Source organism: Pseudoxanthomonas sp. CF125, assembly GCF_900104085.1.
Classification (GTDB): Bacteria; Pseudomonadota; Gammaproteobacteria; order Xanthomonadales; family Xanthomonadaceae; genus Pseudoxanthomonas_A.
On sequence record NZ_FNLD01000001.1, the window covers coordinates 1,982,530 to 2,001,245 of the forward strand.

Below are 18,716 nucleotides of genomic sequence, written 5' to 3' on the forward strand. Positions count from 1 at the left end.
TACTTCATCCAATAACGCTGACGAAAAGTCTGCTGCATGATCGTCCGCTTTAACAGGTTGGCTTGCTAGCTTCTGACGGCACAATTTCTTGCTTGAGGGCCGGGCCTCATTCCGGTGGCGGCGGCGCCGGCCCGGGCGCCAGCGAGAACCAGGTCAGCCGCCATGCCCCATGGTTGCGGCCTCCGGCCCGGTAATACGGCACCAGCGTCAACGGCGGGCGGCCCAGGCTGTGCAGATGCAGAGCGGCGTCCTCGCCGCTTTCGCCCGGCGCAGGGTGCAGCCAGTCGTCGATCGGCGCATCGGCAAGACGCAGCGTTTCTTCGGTCTTGAAGCCGTCGATCAAGTCGCTGGCGTAAACCAGCGGCCCGCGCGTCACCGCCAGATATTGGTAATGCATCACCTGCTGGCGCACCGGCGAGCCGTCCGGTGCGCGCGATTCCTGGGTGTTCTGCTGCACCTGGCGATGCGCTACCGGCGGCATCGGCAACTCCAGGCTCACTACATCGCCGGATCGCCATTCGCGTTCGATGACGGCGTAGGTGCCGGGCTCGGCTTGCGCCGGTGCGCTGTCGTCGTTGAGGGCGACGGTCGCGTCTTCGGCCCATTGCGGAATGCGTATGGAAATGGCGAAGCGCGCGGGATGCTCGCAGGACACCTGCAGTCCGATGCTGCCGTCGAACGGATAGGCGGTGGCTTGCTTCAATATCACCTTGCCGGCCTGCGGATGGTCGAAGGCCGCTTCGCCGGGACCCAACAGGTTGACCATGAGGTCGCCGGCCAGCGATTGCGTATAGGCCAGCGCGGGCAGCTCTTCGATCGCCATCGCTCCGCTGGACTTGCAGCAGCGCCAATAAGTGGTGTGCACGCGGCGGCCGTTGGCGAAGGAGTAGTAGCACCAGTCGTTGCCGTCGGGCGCCATGGCGCCGAGCAGATCGTTGTAGGCGGTGCGTTCTACTTCTTCGGCGTATTTAGCCTCGCCGCTGAGCGCCAGCAGTTCGCGGTTGAGCTGCACCCAGGCCAGGATGGAACAGGTTTCCACGTAACCGTGTGTACTGAACACACCCGCCGGATTGAACACCTCGCGCGAGCGGTGCGCCACACCGCCCCAGGGGCCGCCGCCGAGCGTGAGATGCTGGCTGCGGATGCTTTCCCACACATGATCAACCGCTTCGCGATAGGCGGCAGTGCCAGTGGCCTTGTGCAGCTTCGCCAGCCCCACCAGATTCCAGGCCAGCTGATATGCCTTGCCGGTGGCGATCTCCGACGCATCGGCGCCGGCCAGCGCGCGCTTCAGCAGGGCCAGGTCCGGATTGTCGTCGGCTTGCCGCAGCACCAGTTGCGCCAGTTCGAGATAGCGCGCTTCTCCGGTGGCGAAATACAGTTCGGTCGCCGGGTCCATCAGCACGGTGGCCGACATGCCGTGATGGTTGCCCAACTCGGTGATGTTTATGCCGCCTTCGGTAAGCGTATGCCAGCACAGATCGCCGATCTTGCGCGCGGCCTGCAGGTATTCGGGCTTGGGGAAATGCCTGTGCGTTTCCAACAGGCCAAGGATCAGATAACTGTGCGTCCAGATGTCCCAGGTGCGCACGCTGGGCGCGCCGTCCCAGGTGCCCGGCTTGGGCGGCTGCTTGCGCATGAAGCGGTGGTCCGGCGCGTACGTGCCCAGGTAGCCATCGTCTTCCTGCACGCTTACCAGATAGTCGGCTACTCGCCGCAAGTTGGCGATCAGCGCAGGGTCCTGGCTACGTGCGGCGGCTTTGGCGGCGGCGTACAGCCATTTGCCCGCATGTTCGCCGTACCAGTCGCCTTCCTGGTTCTTGGCGGCGAGCTCCGGATCGAAAATCGCAATGGCCGGACTGGTTTCATCGACGATGAAATGCGACAGACGGCCCGACCGGTTCGCGGCGAGCGCCTCGCCCAGCAAACCGCCGAGCCGTACTTCCACCGGAGAAGGCGATGCCATCGCGTTGTCCATGTCCGGTTTCATTCCGCATCCACGACGCAACGGAAGCCCACGCTGCCCGAGCGATCCTTGCAAGGCGCCATCAGCAGGTATTTGCCGTGCTGATCCAAGCGGTAAGCCTGCGGGAAATACCAGTGCGAGGTCTGCGGACGATAGGCGCTGCCGCCGCGCAGCACCGCGGCACGAGTGTGGTCGTCGAAGTATTCGTCGGTCCATTGCCAGACGTTGCCGACCAGATCCAGGACGCCGAACGGGCTGGCGCCGGCGGGATGCGCGTCCACATCGGCCGGCGGCAGCAGCCGGCGCCCGCGGTTCGGCGCCGGCACCGCCGCTGCATTCCAGGCATCGCCCCACGGATAGGCGCGTCCGTCGTTGCCTTGCGCGGCGTACTGCCACTCCCACTCGTGCGGCAGACGCTTGCCGGCCCATCGTGCGTAGGCGCGCGCGTCCTCGATCGACACCCAGGTCACCGGCTTGTTCTCCCAACCTGCCGCAGGTGCGCCTTCCACCCAGTGGCGCAGGAAATTGTGGCTGTCGCGCGGCCGGTAACCGCTTTGGTCGATGAAGCGCTTGAACTGCTCGTTGGTGACCGGAGTGCGGTCGATATGGAAGGCACGCATCCGCAGGCGCCGGCGATGTCCGCGGCGTGCGCTGTTTTCCCAGGGATACTGGAAATCGACGCCGTCCCAGGTCTGGCCTTCGATCTCGATGCCGCCGACCACGAAATCGAATTCGTCGGCGGGAATGGCGACCATGCCCTCGGCGGGCTTGGCCGCCAGCGCGGTGCGGGCGATCTCGACCAGGGTCTGGGGAATCGACTTCCACTGGTTCGACAGCGACTGCAATGGCGTCTTGGCGAAGCCCTTCATCAGTCCCAGGAAGGCCTCCAGGTCCGGATCCTGCGTGCCCGCTTCCAATGCCAGCACGGCGCCGTAACCCTTCCCTTCCAGGGTCGTTGTCAACGTCGCCTTGCCGTCGGCCAGGCGCGGCTGCAAAGCGACGCCGTTCCATGCATCGAAGTAACGCGTGCCCTCGATGTGATCCACCGCGATCTGCTCGCCGTCCACTTCGTATTCGTTGCGGTTGACGATATTCCACAAGGTCATGCCGTCGCCCGGGAAACGGCTGGCGAACACGCCGGCCTGCAGAGTAGCGGCATACGGCTGCCAGTCCATGCTGACCATCAACGGCGCGAATTTGCGCTCGACCGCGGCGATGCGGCGCAGAGTGGCCGCATCGCGCGGGGTGAACTGGTTCCAGATGCCCCAGATGTTCTCCCACGCGTTGTAGCCCACGCCGTTGAAGAAGATGTACTGCAGATCGTTGCTGCGGTCGCGACCCCAGCGGTTTTCGTAATTGATCATGTGGCGCGGTTCCAGCCACTTGAATTTTGCCACCGAGGGAATCACGTCCGTCGGCACTTTCTTGCCCCAGCTCTGCACGTTCCAGATCAGGTGCTCCTCGGCGCTGATCGTGGACTCCGGCTGCACCACCACCGGACGGCCCAGCGCGTCGCAGGCGTCGAAGAAGGCGCGCGGCACGCCGTTGTAGGTGTCGCCGTTGATGCCGTCGGCGCCGGTTTCCTTGACCAGGCGCGCGATCGCCAGCCAATCGGGTTCGCCCTGCTCGCGGGTGCCGTTGTCCCACGGCATGGTCGGCAGGAACACCTTCACTCCACGCCGGTGGAAATCGGCGACCACGCCGCGGATGCCTTCCACCCCGCCCGGCAGATCGTGGATGAGATCGAACTGGTTGCGGTCGTCGATACCGATGTTGGGATAGATGTACCAGAGCAGCACGCTGTCCAGTCCGCCGAAGCGCTCTTCCAAGTCGTCGAGATAACGGTCGACGGTGTACTTGCCCATCGCCGCATCGTAGAAATAGCGGTCCTCGATCATCATCTGCGCATGCACGAAGTTGCGCTGCGCCCACTGCAGTTGCGGACGCCGGTAGTTGGCGTCGTCGTAGCCGATGCGGGTCAGGTGCTCGCGGCGCCAGTCGCGCAGTTCGCGCAGCCAGTCGCCGGCGGTGCCGTTGACGTCCATCTTCCAATGGCCGATCTCGGCGAAGGGCCAGCCCGGCGCCTTGCCCGGCGTGGGCAGGTAGCGCTGGGTGGTGACGTGGGAGAACTTGTATTCGGTCCTGATCTCCGGCCGCTCCCCGTCGTTGCGAGAGTCGGTCGGAGGCGCTGTGTTTTCCGGGCTTGCGGTCATGGTCTTTGGGGGGTTCCGGATCGATTGGAAGCGAGTGTCACACAAGGCCGCAATAAGCGGCGAGGCTGCGGTCGGCGCGTGGCGCGTGGCGGTCGTTCGAACGCAGCATCGCTTCCACTTCGATGCGTTGCGGGATGCTGGATTGTGCGCCCAATCTCGTGCAGGCCAACGCCGACGCCGCGCATGCGTAGCGCAGCGCCGCGGGAAGCGGATCGCCCAGGTTCAGCGCAGCGACCAGGGCGCCGCAGAAAGTGTCCCCGGCGGCAGTGGTATCGACCGCCTGGACCTTGAAACCGGACTGCAGGAAAAATTCCGCGCCCTGCCGCGCGCAGCAACCGCGCGCGCCCAGGGTAACCACTACGCAGGGCACGTCCAACAGCGCCAGGCATTCGGCCACGCTGCCGCGATGCCCGGTGACGGTGGCCAGTTCGCCCTCGTTGACGATCAGCACGTCGACCGACAGCAACAACTCGGTGGGCAGCGTCTGCGCCGGTGCGGCGTTCAACACCACCTGCACGCCGGCCGCGCGCGCCGCAAGCGCGAAAGCGGTCACCGCCTCTATGGGTGTCTCCAGCTGCAGTAGCAGATGGCTCACCGCTTGCAGCGACGGAAGCTCGTCGCCGCACAATGCGCCATTGGCGCCCGGGGCGACGGTGATCGCGTTCTCGGCATCGTCGGACAGGCAGATGAAAGCGGTGCCGGTCGGCTGCGCGCTACGCACCACCTGCACGGCTACGCCCGCATCGGCCAGGGAGTCTTCGATGGTCTTGGCGAACGGGTCGTTGCCCAATGCCAGCAGCATGCCCGTATCGACGCCGCCCGCCCGCGCGCAGGCCACCGCCTGATTGGCGCCCTTGCCGCCCGGGAACGTAGCGAATTCGCGCCCGAGCACGGTTTCCCCGGGCGCCGGCACGTGCGAAGCGCGCACCACGAAATCCAGGTTGGCCGAACCGGCCACCAGCAAGGTCTTGCGCGCGTTCATGGGGTCAGCGCCTGATGGATCAGGTTGTAGAAGGGCGTGCCGATCCGCGGCAGATCGTTGGCCGCGCCGTTGGGAAGGTGCTGCAACAACAGGATCGAGATCGTCCGTTCCCTGGGATCGATGGAGAAATAAGTGGAAGCCGCGCCGGACCAGCCGAATTGCCCGGCCGAACCCAGGCGGCCCTTGCCCGCCGGATCCAGCAGCACCGAGCCACCCAGCCCGAAGCCTTCCGCATCGCTGAACTGGGTCACCGGCCGTTCCAGGAAAGTCAGCTGGTTGACCATCATCTGCTCGACCGTCTTGCGGTCGAGGATGGCTACGCCTTCCAGCGTGCCGCCGTCGAGCAGCATCCGGCACAGGCGCATGAAATCCGCTGCGGTGGAATACAGACCACCCGCGCCGCTGGGGTAAGGATTGAGCATTTCACCCGGATGCAGCGCGCTCGGGCCTTGGTCCAAACGCAATTTCCCGTCCGCGTCCATGGCTGTGATGTCGACGATGCGGTCGCGCTTGGCTGGCGGAATGCTGAAGCCGGTGTCTTCCATGCGCAGCGGAGCGAGGATTCGTTGTTGCACGAAATCATCGAAGCGCTGTCCGCTCACGACTTCCACGATGCGTGCGACTACTTCCATCTGGGTGCCGTCGTAACGGAACCGCGTGCCCGGCTCAACCGCCAGGGGTACTTTGGACAGGCGCTTGGAGAATTCGGCCAGATCGGCCGAACCATGCAGGTCGGCGCGCTCCAGCAGCTTGGTCGCTTCTTCGTTGCCTGCAGTGGCGAAACCGGCGGTATGGGTCAGCAACTGACGCAGGGTGATCTTGGCGGTCGCCGGGCGTAGGTCGGGCTTGTCGGCGCTACCGCCGGCAAAGATCTGCATGCCGGCGAATTCCGGCAGGTACTTCTCGACCGGATCGTCCAAGGAAAGCTTGCCCTCTTCCATCAACATCAGCGCAGCGACCGTGGTCACCGTCTTGGTCATGGAATAGATGCGGAAAATGGAGTCCTTGCGCATGGGCGAGCTGCGGGCCAGATCGCGATTGCCGTAGGCCTGCGACTGGACTATCGCGCCATCTTTCCAAACCAGGCTGACCGCGCCCAGGTAACCCTGCGCATCGGTCGCGTGCTCCAGAAAACCATCCAACCGCTGCAGGCGTTCTGCCGGGATCCGAGGAGAGTCGGCGCCCGCACCTGCAGCGTTGGCTGGCGAAGAGGAAGCGGCAACGGCCGCCGAAGCCAGGCCGAGCACGATGCCGCACAGCAATGGGAAAAAGCGCGTCAGCACGCGGGACCCCGACGCATGGAATTCCACCATCGATGTCGGCCGCCTGCCGCCGGGCAGGCCAACTCGAACCCGACAGGCAGGCAGACGTACGCCATCGACAACTCAGCAATCAAAACTTGATCTGGTGCGCGGATGAGGACATTCAGAAAGTGTACTCATAGGTCAGCGAGACCATGCGGCCACGGCCGGCGAAGTAGTTCTTGAAGAAGTCCACCTGCGACCAGCTCAGGATGTACTGCTTGTCGGTCAGGTTCTCGATGCCCACGGTGAAGCGCCCGACGTTCTCGATCCTGTAGTTCACGCTCAGATCGAACAGAGTGTAGCCGTCGGTATGCTCTTCGAACGAATATGTAGCGCCATCGAACTCGCGCACGTCTTCACCGGACAAATCGCGCGACATCAATTTGGTCGCGTTCAGTGTGACGTCGCCGTTGGGGTTGAATTTCCAGGTGACCGAAGCGCCTATCTTGTCCGGATTGATATCCGACACGCCGATCGGCTTGTTCAATCCGCCGGCGGGGTAGCGGCCCTCCAGGTCAGCATTCCAGAAGGCGGTCTTGCCGCGGATGCGCGAGTACAGCGCGCTCGCCTTCCATTGATCGTTGAACCTCCATTCGCCGCTCAACTCGACGCCCTTGATGCGGGTCGGCGCGCGATTGAGGACGTAGTCGTTGGTCTCCGGGTCCACCGACAGGGACGTGCCGAAGGGCGATCTGGAGTCGTAATACGAACCGCCGAACGAACCGCGGTCGCCGCGCCAGTTGAACCCGTACTCGCGGTTGTCGACGATGATGGGCTGGATATCGCGGATGCGGTCCACCGACTGGCCCGGCACGTTGATGTTGCGCAGCGGGATGCCGATGTTGGGCAGGCTGAAGCCTTCGCCATAGGAAGCGAATACCGACCACTCGTCGGTAATGCGCCAGATACTGCCGAAATTGACCAGATTCTCCGTGTATTCCACACCGCCGCCTTGTACGAACACGCTGTTGCGGAACGCCGTGGTGGTATAGCTATCGACCTTGAGTTCGCCGTCTTCGCGCCGGAAACCGCCGCTGAACGTGACCGGACCCAGGTCGTAACTCAACTGCGCGTAGGGCGCGGTGCTGGTGTATTTCATGGGCGGCACCCACACACGATTGGTGAGCGCCAGGCGCTGTTGCGCCTCGTCCTTGACGAAATCCACACCGGCACGCAGCTCAAGGCCTTCCACTCCGAACAATGAACCGCGCGTCCACGACGGACGGAACCCGTACTTCTTGCTGTCGATCTCGGACTGGTCGTAGATGCGGTCGGCTTCGTCGAAGTCGTCGTCCACCTTCACCAGCTGCTTGTCGTCGCCGTTCTCCGGCAGGTAGCGCATCGCCTGATCGGCCCAGTACGCATTCATCATCAGCGTACCGCCGAGGAAATCCCCATGCGAATAGAGCAGGTTCAACTGCTCGAAATCGTTGAACTCGGCCTTGCTGCCGAAGATGTGCCCGCGTTCGGAAGTGTTGGTGACCGGATTCTCGCAGGTGCCCGGGCGGCAACCCTCGACCTGGATGTAGTCGCCGTTGCCCTCGATCTTGAAATGGCTGTAGCTGGCCTGCAACCGCTGCATCCCGTCTTCGCCGAAGTTGATGCCGCCTTTCAGGAACAGGTTATTGGCCATGGAGTCTGAGACCGAGCCGCTGGTGTTCATGCCCACGCGGCGGCCGTCAGCATCGTAGGAAATGCCGCGATCGATGGCGGACAGTCCGACTACAAAATCATAGTTTTCCTGCTTGTGCAGCCAGTTGGCGCCCACCTTCCAACCGCTGCTGTCGTTGCCGAACTGGGTCGAATAGCGGGTAAGGATGCGGAACTCGTTGCCTTCCTTCTGCGGCACGCTGGAGATGTAGTTGATGATGCCGCCCGCTGCGCCGATGCCTTCCGACGCGGAAGGACCATTGATGACCTCAATGCGGTCCACGATACCCATGTCGGTGAAAGTCGCGTTGCGGTTGCCCTCGCGCAGCGGCGAGCCCTGCGGAACGCCGTCGAACAGGCGCAGCGCGATGCGGCCGCGCAGGGTTTCGCCCGAGTTGCTCATGGCCTGCGAGGATTCGGCATAACCGGGCACGGTACGCGCCAGCACGGCGGTGGCGTCCTCGGTCACCGCAAGGGTGTTTTTGATTTCCTCTTTCGAGACCAGCGTGATCGCGCCCGGGATCTTGTCGATCGCCTTGGGGCTGCGCGAGCCGGTGACGATCACCGCATCCAGATCGGTCGCGTCGGCTGGCTGGCTATCGGCCGCGGGAGCCGGTTCGGCCGCCGCGGCCGCCTGTTGCGCATGGACGCTGGCGCTGACGGCAGCCGCCAGCAGGAAAACGCCGAATGTGGCCGGTACGTGCTTCATGGTGTTTGGTCTCTAGGTTTTTGTACTTATCAAGAGACGCGGCGAATGCGCGGCTCCCCCGTTTGCGTATGCGCGTCGGCAGTTCGCGCGGATGCGATCTGCGTGCCAAGCATCCCCTCCAAGACGCTTACGTACAGCCCCGACAATGGACGGGAGACTAGGCGTTGGCGAAAGGGAATAGAACCGGGGCGAACTATGTTCAGAGTCTAGTTTTTGTTGCTTACCGATCAACAATTCATGCCGCGCCGCAACATAAATTACGCACTTATTTGGATAACCGTTCGTGGTGAGCTTGTCGAACCACGCTCTTGGTGGATACCAACAGGGCTCCAGAACCTGGAAGCATTCCGCGAAAGGCGTGGTTCGACAGGCTCACCACGAACGGGATCTTCGACAAGCTCGCCACGAACGGATTCATTACGGCGCTTGATGAAGAGGGAGAGAGTAAAAAGCGACCACTCGCCTTCAGGCGTTGACGGTCTTCATCGCCGCCCTGCTCTCTTCCAGGAACACGGTCACCAGGCGGATGCGGATGGTCGAGCGCGACCACACGATGCCGATCTGCCGCGGCACGCTTTCTTCCGGCAGCGGCAGGCGCGCCAGCTTCAATCCTTCCGGCCACGGCTTGGCCCAGTCCGGCACCAGCGAAACACCAAGGCCACGGTCCACCATCACCGCGATCGCGTTGAGCGCATTGAGTTCGAAGCGCTCATGCGGGGTGATGCCGACGCGCTGCAGGTATTCCTCGGCCTGGCGCCCGCCCCAGTGGTTGCGGTCGTAGCGGATCAGCGGCTGGGTGGCGAGCAGTTCGTGCGGATCGCGGCCGGCCATGCTTTCCGGCGCCAACACCACCAGCGGTTCTTCGCGCAAAAGCTGCCAGTTGCAGGTCTTGGGCAGGGTGTAGGGCGCGTGCAGCACGATCGCCGCATCCAGTTCGCCGCCCTCCACCGCGCGATAGAGGTCGGCCGAGTAGCCCGGCTTGATGAATACGTTGATTTCGGGAAATTTCTCCACCATCCGCGCCAGGATGTCCGGCAGCATGCCGGCCAGCGCGGTGGGACAGGCACCCAGGCGCAGTTCGCCGGAGATAGCGTTGTCGTTGGCCAAGCTGCGTAGGTCGGCCACGTCGCGCAACAGATCGCGGCTGCGCTGCAGGATGCGCGAGCCTTCTTCGGTCACGCTGACGGTGCGCCCCACCCGCGCGATCAACGGCACGCCGATCTCGCGCTCCAGCGTGCGGATCTGCTGCGCCACCGCCGCCGGGGTGATGTTGAGCAGGCGCGCGGCTGCGGCCATGGAACCGCGGTCTACCACTGCCACGAAGGTCTTGAGGAATTGGGTATCCACGTCTCGTCTCTGCAGCAGGCTTGAACAAGATTCCGTTCGTGGTGAGCCTGTCGAACCACGCTGTCGGCGTCATGCCGGGTGTTTACGATAACCCGGATTCCGCGCTAAAGGCGTGGCTCGACAAGTTCATTGATGTCGTCGTCCCTGTGGAGACGGGATTCAGGGGACTTTGCTTCTGCGCCAAGAGCGTGGTTCGACAGGCTCACCACGAACGGAATCTTCGACAGGCTCACCACGAACCGATTCCCCGACAAACCGCTGCGGAACGGCTTCTTCACAGCTCTCCACAACAAGCGCTATTGGCGGACAGGTTCCGGCTTGACGTAATTGCTGTCCGACTTCACCCAGATGGTCAGCCCATCCAGGTCGCGGGTCGGCGCCGGAAACAGCAGGCTGGCCAGGTAACCGATCACGATGCACAGCATGATCGAGATGGCCAGATAGAAGTACGGATGCACCAGATCCATCGACCAGGCGACCAGGGTCAGAGCGATGCTGGAAGCCACGCCGATGGCCACACCGGCCGAATTGGCGCGGCGCGTGAACATGCCCAGGGTATAGGCGCCGGCGAAACCGCCGCCCAGCAGGCCGGCCAGCTCGATGGAAACGTCGAACAGCGAGTGGATATCGAAGCGCGACAGCAGCAGCGCCACGCCGATGCCCAGCAGACCGGTGGCGACCGTGGCGATTTCGGCGAACAGCACGCTCTTCTTCGGCGTGGGATTCTTGGAAAGCTTCTCGTAGAAATCGACCGAAGCCAGTGTGGCCACACTGTTCATGATGCTGGAAAGCGTGGCCATGGCCGCGGCGAAGATGCCGGCGATGATCAGCCCGGTCACGCCCATCGGCAGTTCGGCGGCGATGAACAACGGAAACGTCGCATCGATCGGCAGCAGCGGGTTCATGCGTTCCGGATTGTTCTTGTAGTAGACGAACAGCGCGGTACCGATGGAATAGAAGATGAAGCCGCCGGGAATCATGATCAGGGCGAACGCCCAGATCGACCGGCCGGCTTCCTTGTCGGACTTGGTCGACAGCGTGCGCTGCATCAGCACCTGGTCCTTGGGGAAAGTCAGCACCACGTCGAACAGCACCAGGAAGATGAAGCCCCACACCGTGGCCTTGGTCAGATCGAAGCTGAAATCCAGCAGCTTGGTCTTGTCGGCGGCCTGCGCGATGTCGTGGAATTCGCCGAAGCCGCCCTTCAAGGTCCAGACGATGAAGAGGATGGCGAAGATCGCACCGCCCATCTTGACGATGACCTGCACGAAGTCGGTCCAGATCACCGCTTTCATGCCGCCCATGGCGGTGTAGATGATGGTGAAGCCGCCCATCATCAGGATGCTCCACTCCACCCGGATGCCGGTGATGGTGGCGATGGCCAGCGCCGGCAGGAACAGCACCACACTCATGCGGCTGCCGATCTGCATGATGATGCACAGCGCGCTGGCCAGCATGCGGATGGTGGGATGGAAACGGGTTTCCAGGTACGAGAATACCGACATCAGATTGAGCCGTCGCAGCAACGGCACGATCCAGACCGCCACGAACATCAGCCCCAGCACCGCAACCAGGTTGTTGGTGAGGTACTGCCAGTTGGTTTCGAAGGCCTTGGCCGGAATGGCGATGAAACTGATCGAACTGGTGTTGGCCGCGTACAGGCTGACGCCGGCCGCCCAGAACGGAATGGTGCGGCCGCCGACGAAGAAATCCGAGGTCGAGTTGCGCTTTTCGCGGATGTAGAAATAGAAACCCATGCCGAGCATCGCGCCCAGGTAGACCACGATCACTATCCAGTCCAGCCAGCGCAACAGCAGCTTGCCGGACTGGATCTGGGTGGACTCGAAAGCGATTCCCTTGCCGTCCGCTGCGGGCCGCGCCCACAGCACCCCGTTGTCCAATGCCGCGGTCGAGAAGACGCCAGCCGCATCGGAATCGGGCAGCGTCGCCCACGATCCGGTGATGGTCTGGAAGGTCCGCATCTGCGGCGCGGCGCTACCATCGGCGACCAGATAGATCACATGCGCCTGGCCGATGGCGCGTGCCGATCCGGGTACGATCTTGCCGGGAACCAGGCCCTTGTCCTGCCAGCCGCTATCGGCCGCCCAGCGCAGGATGCGCTCGCCATCGGCCGCGGGCACGGTGACGAATACCGCCGAAGTCTGTGCGACCAGCGAACTCGGCAGCGCATTGCCGGGCCAGCCGGCGCTCTTTTTCCATTCCTGTTTCGTCGCGGTCGATACCAGCGACAGCAGCACCGCCTGCCCATTCGCATCGATGCCGGCGACATATACATTGTCGGCGTTGGCCGCCGCGCGCGCGCCTTCGACAACGACAGGCAACGGCGGCAGCGGCGTGGCGGTCGGCTGGCCATTGACCAAGCCGAGGCGCTCGATGGAAGAGATCGCGCTGGATTGCGCGGGCCCGCGCAACAGGAAAGCGAGCCGGCCGTTGCCGACCACGCTTTTCAGTTCGCCGCTCGCCGCCGCAGGCTTCCAGTTCAGCGCCATCCAGCTTCCGCCGCGGCTGTCCAACATCCAGGCCTGGTCCGCGCCGATCGCCAGCGGCCTGCCCTCCACCGCCACCAGGCCGATCAGAGGCTGGTCTGTGGCGAGCGTGGGTAGTGCAGTGGTCTTTACCTTGGACAGGCTTTCAGCATGGCCCTGCGGCGACCACGCCGTGGCCAGCAACAGCAGTGCCGCCAGCAAGGCGCGCATCGACAAAGGGGAATGGCTCATCAAGACGCGCTCGTGTTGGCGTCGGCCGAAGCCAGGATCGCTTCGGCACGCTTCAGGAAAGGAAGATCGACCATGCGACCATCGACGAGGAATGCGCCGCGCCCCGCCGCGCCGGCCTCGCGCGCCGCCGCGACGATGCGTCGCGCCGCTGCGATTTCTTCGGCGTCGGGCTGGAACGCTTGGTTGGCCAAGGCCACCTGACTGGGATGGATGCAGCTCTTGCCCACGTAGCCCAGGCGACGCGCCATGCCGGCTTCGGCGCGAAAGCCATCGGCATCGCCGATGTCGGCGAAGGCCGCGTCCCAGGCGAATACAGCTGCTTCGGCCGCCGCCATGCGCATCGCATACAAAGTGGCGTGGACGTTGGCCGGATCGCGGCGATCGATGCCCAAGGGCTGGAACAGATCGGCCAGGCCCAGCTGCAATCCGGCCACGCGTGGATGGGCGGATGCGATTTCAGCGGCAAGGCGCAGACCGCGCGGGGTTTCGATATTGGCCAGCAGCCCGACCGGTTGGGCAACGCCATTGGTCGCCTCGGCCTTTTCCAGCAGGGCGACGGCAGCCAGCACGTCCTGCGCCGATTCGACTTTGGGCAGGTTGATCAGGTCCACACCCGTGCGCGCGACTGCGGCCAGGTCGGCCGCCAGGTGCGGCGTGTCCAAAGCGTTGACCCGCACCACGACGATCTTGGCCGTGGCCAGCAGCGGGGCCGACTGCAGCAAGGCGGACACCGACTCGCGGGCTTCGCCCTTGCGCGCTTCGGGTACCGAATCCTCCAGGTCGAAGCTCAACGCATCGGCATCGCCCGCCAGCGCCTTGGCGAACAACTCCGGACGCACCCCAGGGACGAACAGCTTGCTACGCATCGACCATGCTCTTCATGGCGCGCAGTGTGCGGGAAACGGAAGCAAAGAAAAGTCTTCGGCGGCATATTCAGAAGAAACATTTCATTGCGGTAGCGAGATGAGAGACCAACTGACCTTTGGTTCTGGCCATTGGCTCTGGCCTTTGCTTCTGGCTTCAATATCCCGTGAGAAGCGGCAAATGGAGTGGGTAAACCCCGCAGGGGCGGCGCACAGGGATGTGCGCCGTTTTCGGAGGCGCAGGAGGCGCCTTCCGGAAATTCCCGCTCCATTTGCGGACCCAGCGGCTTCATCGCTGGGCGCGCCGTAGGGCGGCTTTCTTTTGGTTACTTTTCTTTGCCGTTCAAAGAAAAGTGACTCGCGCAGAGCGCGAAACGCTTCTGCTTCCAACAATCTAAGGGCCATAGTTCCGTGCGTCGGGGGCGTAGCCCCGACCTACGGACTGATGCATCAGATAGAAACGATGGCGTCATCCCAGCGAAAGCTGGGATCCATTTTGACTTTGACGTTTGCGGACGAGGGTCGGGCCGCGTCGAACGGCAAGATCAAGATGGATCCCAGCTTTCGCTGGGATGACGACTGAGGGCGTTCGGCATTCTGCGGCCGCGAAGGCTCCTGCACTCCTTCAACGCCTCACGTCGAACCCGCCCTCCCCCAGCAACGCCTCGATCTCCGCAACGCCGACCAAGTTGAAATCCCCCGGCAGCGAATGCTTCAGGCACGCCGCCGCCAAGCCGAAATGCAGCCCTTGCGCGTCGTCCATGCCGACCATCGCACCATGCAGCACGCCGGCCGCGAATGCGTCGCCGGTGCCGATGCGGTCCACGATCGAGGCCAGTTCGTACACCGGCGTAATGTGACTGCTGCCGTCGCGGCGGACATCGATGGCCGACAGAGAATGGTGGTCGACACTGTGCTGCACGCGCTGGGTGGCGGCCATGCGCCGCAAATGCGGAAATGCGGAGAAAGCAGCTTCCGCTCCTGCCAGAAACCTCGCATGGGAAGTCTCCTGCGAAAACGCCTGCCCCAGCACTACCTGGATATCGCGATGGCTGGCGAACATGAGGTCGGCCTCGGCCATGATCGTGCGCAGGATCCCGGCAGCGTCGCCCTGCCAGGCCTCCCACAGCTTGGGACGGAAGTTGCCATCGAAGGACACCTTCACCCCGGCTGCGCGCGCGGCCCGCACCGCCTGCAAGGTGCGGTCGGCGGCCAGTTGCCCCAATGCCGGACTGACGCCCGACACGTGCAGCCAGTCGGCCCCCTGCAGTAGCGCCTCCCAGTCATGTTCGCCGCCACCGTGCCGTGCGAAAGCGGAGTCGGCGCGGTCGTAGAGCACCTCGCTCGGGCGCTGGATGGCTCCCGGTGTCAGGAAATACAGTCCCATGCGTCCTTCGGCCTTGCCGACCGCGCGCGTATCCACGCCATGGCGGCGCAGTTCGCCGGTCGCCGACTCGCCCAGGGTGTTGTCCGCAACCAGTCCAACCATGCGCGCACGGTGGCCCATCCTGGCCAGCGAAACGGCGACGTTGGCTTCCGCCCCGCCGGTGTGCACTTCCAGGCAAGGGGATTGCAGCAGCAACTGTCGCGCCGGCGCACCCAGGCGCAACAGCAGCTCTCCAAAACAGACCACGTGTCCCCGCATGTAAACGCTCCCATGACCTAGTGATCCGCGCCCTGATTGGACCACGGCAAGAATTGTCCCCGGGACACACCATAACCCCCGGAAACCAATAGTTGTTGTTGCACCGCACACTCTGTTACGGTTTTTTTGACCAGCGGTGTCATTTTACCTCTGGAAAGCATTCCGAGGTACTAAAACCCGATTCGTTTCATTGCCAAAGCCGCCATAGAGCGATACATGTGCCCTTGAGGAGGGGAACCCATGCAAACTCGCAACAACCACCGGAAGACACCGGTTACCGTGCTCGCGCTATCCATCGGATTCGCGCTGCAGATGAATGCCATGTACGCACTCGCGCAAGAAGCCACCCCGGCCGGCCCGGCCACGACCGTACCGGCTACGTCCGAATCCGAAGACGTGGACACACTGAGCACCGTCACCGTCACAGGTTACAGGGCCAGCCTTGAAAAGGCGCTGGACATCAAGCGCGGCGAAGCCGGGGTGGTGGATGCGATCGTCGCCGAGGATATCGGCAAGTTCCCGGATCTCAACCTGGCCGAATCGCTGCAGCGCATCCCGGGCGTGGTCATCACCCGCGACGCCGGCGAAGGGCGGAATATCTCCGTCCGCGGCCTGGACTCCAACTTCACGCGCGTGCGCGTCAACGGTATGGAGGCACTGACTACGGTAGGCTCCACCGACCAGAACGGCGGCACGAACCGCGGCCGCGGTTTCGACTTCAACGTGTTCGCCTCCGACCTTTTCTCGCAGTTGATCGTGCGCAAGACCGCGCAGGCCGATGTCGAGGAAGGCTCGCTGGGTGCGACCGTCGATCTGCGCACGGCGCGGCCGTTCGATTACGACGGCTTCACCTTCGCCGCCAGCACGCAGCTCACCCATGGCGACATGGCCGGCAAGACCGATCCCCGCATCGCCGCGCTGGTGTCCAACACCTGGGCAGACGGCAAGTTCGGTGCCTTGATGTCGTTCGCCGTCTCGGAGCGCCGGACACTTGAGGAAGGCAGCGGCAGCGGCCGTTGGGCGGGCGGCACCAGCAACGGCAGATTCAACGGCTGTCCCGCCAACCCCGCCACCACCCCTACCACCTCGCCGTTTCCCGCCGCATGCGCGGCCGACGTGTACCACCCTCGTTTTCCGCGCTACACGCTGATGGAACACGACCAGCAGCGCCTGGGCGTGACCGCATCGCTGCAGTTCAAGCCGACCGATCGCACACAATTTTCGTTGGATGCGCTTTATTCCAAGATCGACGCTTCGCGCGATGAGAAGTACATCGAAGCGATTTCCTTCAGCCGCGGCGCTTGCGCCACCGGTGCCAGCGGCGCCGCCTGCCGCGCCGCCGGCGCTGGCGGCAAGCCGGAAACGATCGTCCGCGATGGCGTGGTCGAGAACGGCGCGCTGGTCTATGGCCTGTTCGACAATGTCGATATCCGTTCGGAGAGCCGCCATGACGAGTGGAACACCGTCTTCACCCAGATCGGCCTTGAAGGCGAACATGAGTTTTCCGACAACTTCAAGCTATCGGGCAAGATCGGCACCTCGAGCTCCAAGCATGAGAATCCGATCCAGACGACGATCATCATGGACAAGTACAACGTCGATAACTACAGCTACGACTACCGCGGCGATCCGTACAAACCGGTACTCGACTACGGCATCGACCCCACCAATGGCACGGGATGGACGCTGGCCGAGATCCGCCTGCGTCCACAGTACGTACAGAACGACTTCGACATCGGACAGCTGGATTTCAACTGGAACATCAGCCCGAACTTCCGGCTGAAAGGTGGCGTGCAGGCCAAGGACTATTCGTTCTCGACCCGCGAACTGCGCCGCGCTTCGGAAGTGTCCGTACCGGCCTTCAGCGGTGGCGGCTTCATCATCCCAGCCGACCTGACCACCCTGGCCAGTCTGAGCGGCGTCAACGGATCGCCAGGCACCTGGGTGATCCCGGATTACCAGGCGTTCGCCAACCTGTTGGACATCTACAGCAATACCGGGACTTTCGCTTTGACCGAGCGTGCGGTGAACACGCGCAGCGTCGATGAGGAAGATCGCGGCGTTTACCTGCAAGGTGATTTTTCAATGGATCTGGGCTCCATTCCCGTGTCCGGCAATTTCGGGGTGCGCTATGTGCGCACCAAGCAATCATCGACCGGCATAGCCACCGCCAGCGGCGTTCCGGTGGCGTCGACGGTCTCGCGCGAATACAGCGACACGTTGCCGTCGATGAACCTGGTGGCCGAGGTCATGCCCGACCTGCTGATCCGCCTTGGGGCCGCCAAGGTCATGACGCGTCCTGGCCTGGGCAGCCTGACGCCGGGTGTCACCGTCAATGTGAGCGGCGGCGCGCGTACGGTCAGCGGTGGCAATCCGGCCTTGGATCCCATCCGTGCCAAGACGGTCGATCTGGGTGTGGAGTGGTACTTCAACGAAGGTGCGATGCTCAGCCTCGGCTTGTTCTACAAGGACATCGAAAGCTTCATCCAGAACACACGCTTCGTGCAGGTCTATTCGGCCAGCGGCCTGCCGGCCAGCCTGCTGGAAGGCACCGGCGCCAGTGTGTCCGATGACTTCACCTTCACCGCGCCGCTCAACACACCAGGCGGCGAACTGACCGGGCTTGAAGCCAACTACATCCAACCCTTCACCTTCCTGCCCGGAAAGTGGTCCAACCTGGGCGTGCAGTTGAATTACACCTATGTCGATTCGCAGATCCAGTACGTGACGTCCACGGGCGCGAATTCGTTCAAGGACGACCTGACCGGCTTATCGAAGCACTCCTGGAACGCCACCGTGTTCTACGAAGGCAAGCGGTTCTCTGGCCGTGTCTCGGCTACCAACCGCGACGACTATCTGTTGCAGGTGCCCGGCACCGAGGCCGGTTTCGACACGCATGGCCAGACCGGCACCACCACCATCGATGCATCGGTGCGCTGGAAGATCGACGACCAGTGGGAGCTGAGCCTGGAAGGCATCAACCTGACCGACGAAGTCCAGGAATCGTGGGTGTCCAACGCCAACGGTCAACTGCCGCTGGACTACAGCGAAACCGGCCGCCAGTACCTGCTGGGCCTGCGTTACAAGTTCTGAGCAATCCATAACGTCCGACAGCCGGTCCGCGGCAGCCTCACGGCTGTTGCGGACCGGAACGGGGATTCGATTCCTTCCACGGTTTCCCGTACCTGGCAATTCCGCCGACGCGCGCCCGCGAGCGGTTCGGTTCCGCCGCTCTCGCTACGTCTTCAAGCATCGCCCGGCATCCGTCGTTCTTCCACGTGGCTTATCCGGAGACTACC

10 protein-coding genes are annotated in these 18,716 nt (G+C 63.5%); 1 reads left to right on the forward strand and 9 read right to left on the reverse strand.

Annotated features, from left to right (window positions below):
- Positions 1-106 precede the first annotated feature (106 nt).
- From BLR66_RS08840 to BLR66_RS08880, 9 genes are all read right to left on the reverse strand, one after another.
- Positions 107-1,990: a glycoside hydrolase family 127 protein gene (locus BLR66_RS08840; RefSeq protein WP_255402350.1), complete on the reverse strand. Its 1,884-nt coding sequence runs from the start codon at positions 1,988-1,990 to the stop codon at positions 107-109.
- Positions 1,987-4,179 (reverse strand): formylglycine-generating enzyme family protein, encoded by a 2,193-nt coding sequence (locus tag BLR66_RS08845; protein ID WP_093283554.1) that lies wholly within the window; start codon positions 4,177-4,179, stop codon positions 1,987-1,989. Before BLR66_RS08845 ends, BLR66_RS08840 begins: the two co-directional genes overlap by 4 nt.
- A gap of 37 nt (positions 4,180-4,216) precedes the next feature.
- Positions 4,217-5,161: a ribokinase gene (locus BLR66_RS08850; RefSeq protein WP_093283558.1), complete on the reverse strand. Its 945-nt coding sequence runs from the start codon at positions 5,159-5,161 to the stop codon at positions 4,217-4,219.
- Positions 5,158-6,444, reverse strand: a complete 1,287-nt coding sequence (locus BLR66_RS08855; RefSeq protein ID WP_176943804.1) for a serine hydrolase domain-containing protein — start codon at positions 6,442-6,444, stop codon at positions 5,158-5,160. Before BLR66_RS08855 ends, BLR66_RS08850 begins: the two co-directional genes overlap by 4 nt.
- Positions 6,445-6,586: 142 nt before the next feature.
- Positions 6,587-8,824, reverse strand: a complete 2,238-nt coding sequence (locus tag BLR66_RS08860) for a TonB-dependent receptor (protein WP_093283565.1) — start codon at positions 8,822-8,824, stop codon at positions 6,587-6,589.
- A gap of 465 nt (positions 8,825-9,289) precedes the next feature.
- Positions 9,290-10,171, reverse strand: a complete 882-nt coding sequence (locus tag BLR66_RS08865; protein ID WP_093283568.1) for a LysR family transcriptional regulator — start codon at positions 10,169-10,171, stop codon at positions 9,290-9,292.
- A 296-nt stretch (positions 10,172-10,467) separates the two neighbouring features.
- A complete protein-coding gene (locus BLR66_RS08870; RefSeq protein WP_093283572.1) occupies positions 10,468-12,909 on the reverse strand; it encodes a sodium:solute symporter family protein in 2,442 nt (813 codons plus the stop codon).
- Positions 12,909-13,775, reverse strand: a complete 867-nt coding sequence (locus BLR66_RS08875; RefSeq protein ID WP_093283577.1) for an HpcH/HpaI aldolase/citrate lyase family protein — start codon at positions 13,773-13,775, stop codon at positions 12,909-12,911. Before BLR66_RS08875 ends, BLR66_RS08870 begins: the two co-directional genes overlap by 1 nt.
- A 622-nt stretch (positions 13,776-14,397) precedes the next feature.
- Positions 14,398-15,417, reverse strand: a complete 1,020-nt coding sequence (locus tag BLR66_RS08880) for a sugar kinase (RefSeq protein WP_093283581.1) — start codon at positions 15,415-15,417, stop codon at positions 14,398-14,400.
- 240 nt (positions 15,418-15,657) lie between these two features.
- On the opposite strand from BLR66_RS08880, the gene BLR66_RS08885 reads away from it, so the two are divergent.
- Complete coding sequence (locus tag BLR66_RS08885; RefSeq protein ID WP_093283585.1) at positions 15,658-18,510, forward strand: TonB-dependent receptor; 2,853 nt, start codon at positions 15,658-15,660, stop codon at positions 18,508-18,510.
- The last annotated feature ends 206 nt before the right edge of the window (positions 18,511-18,716 follow it).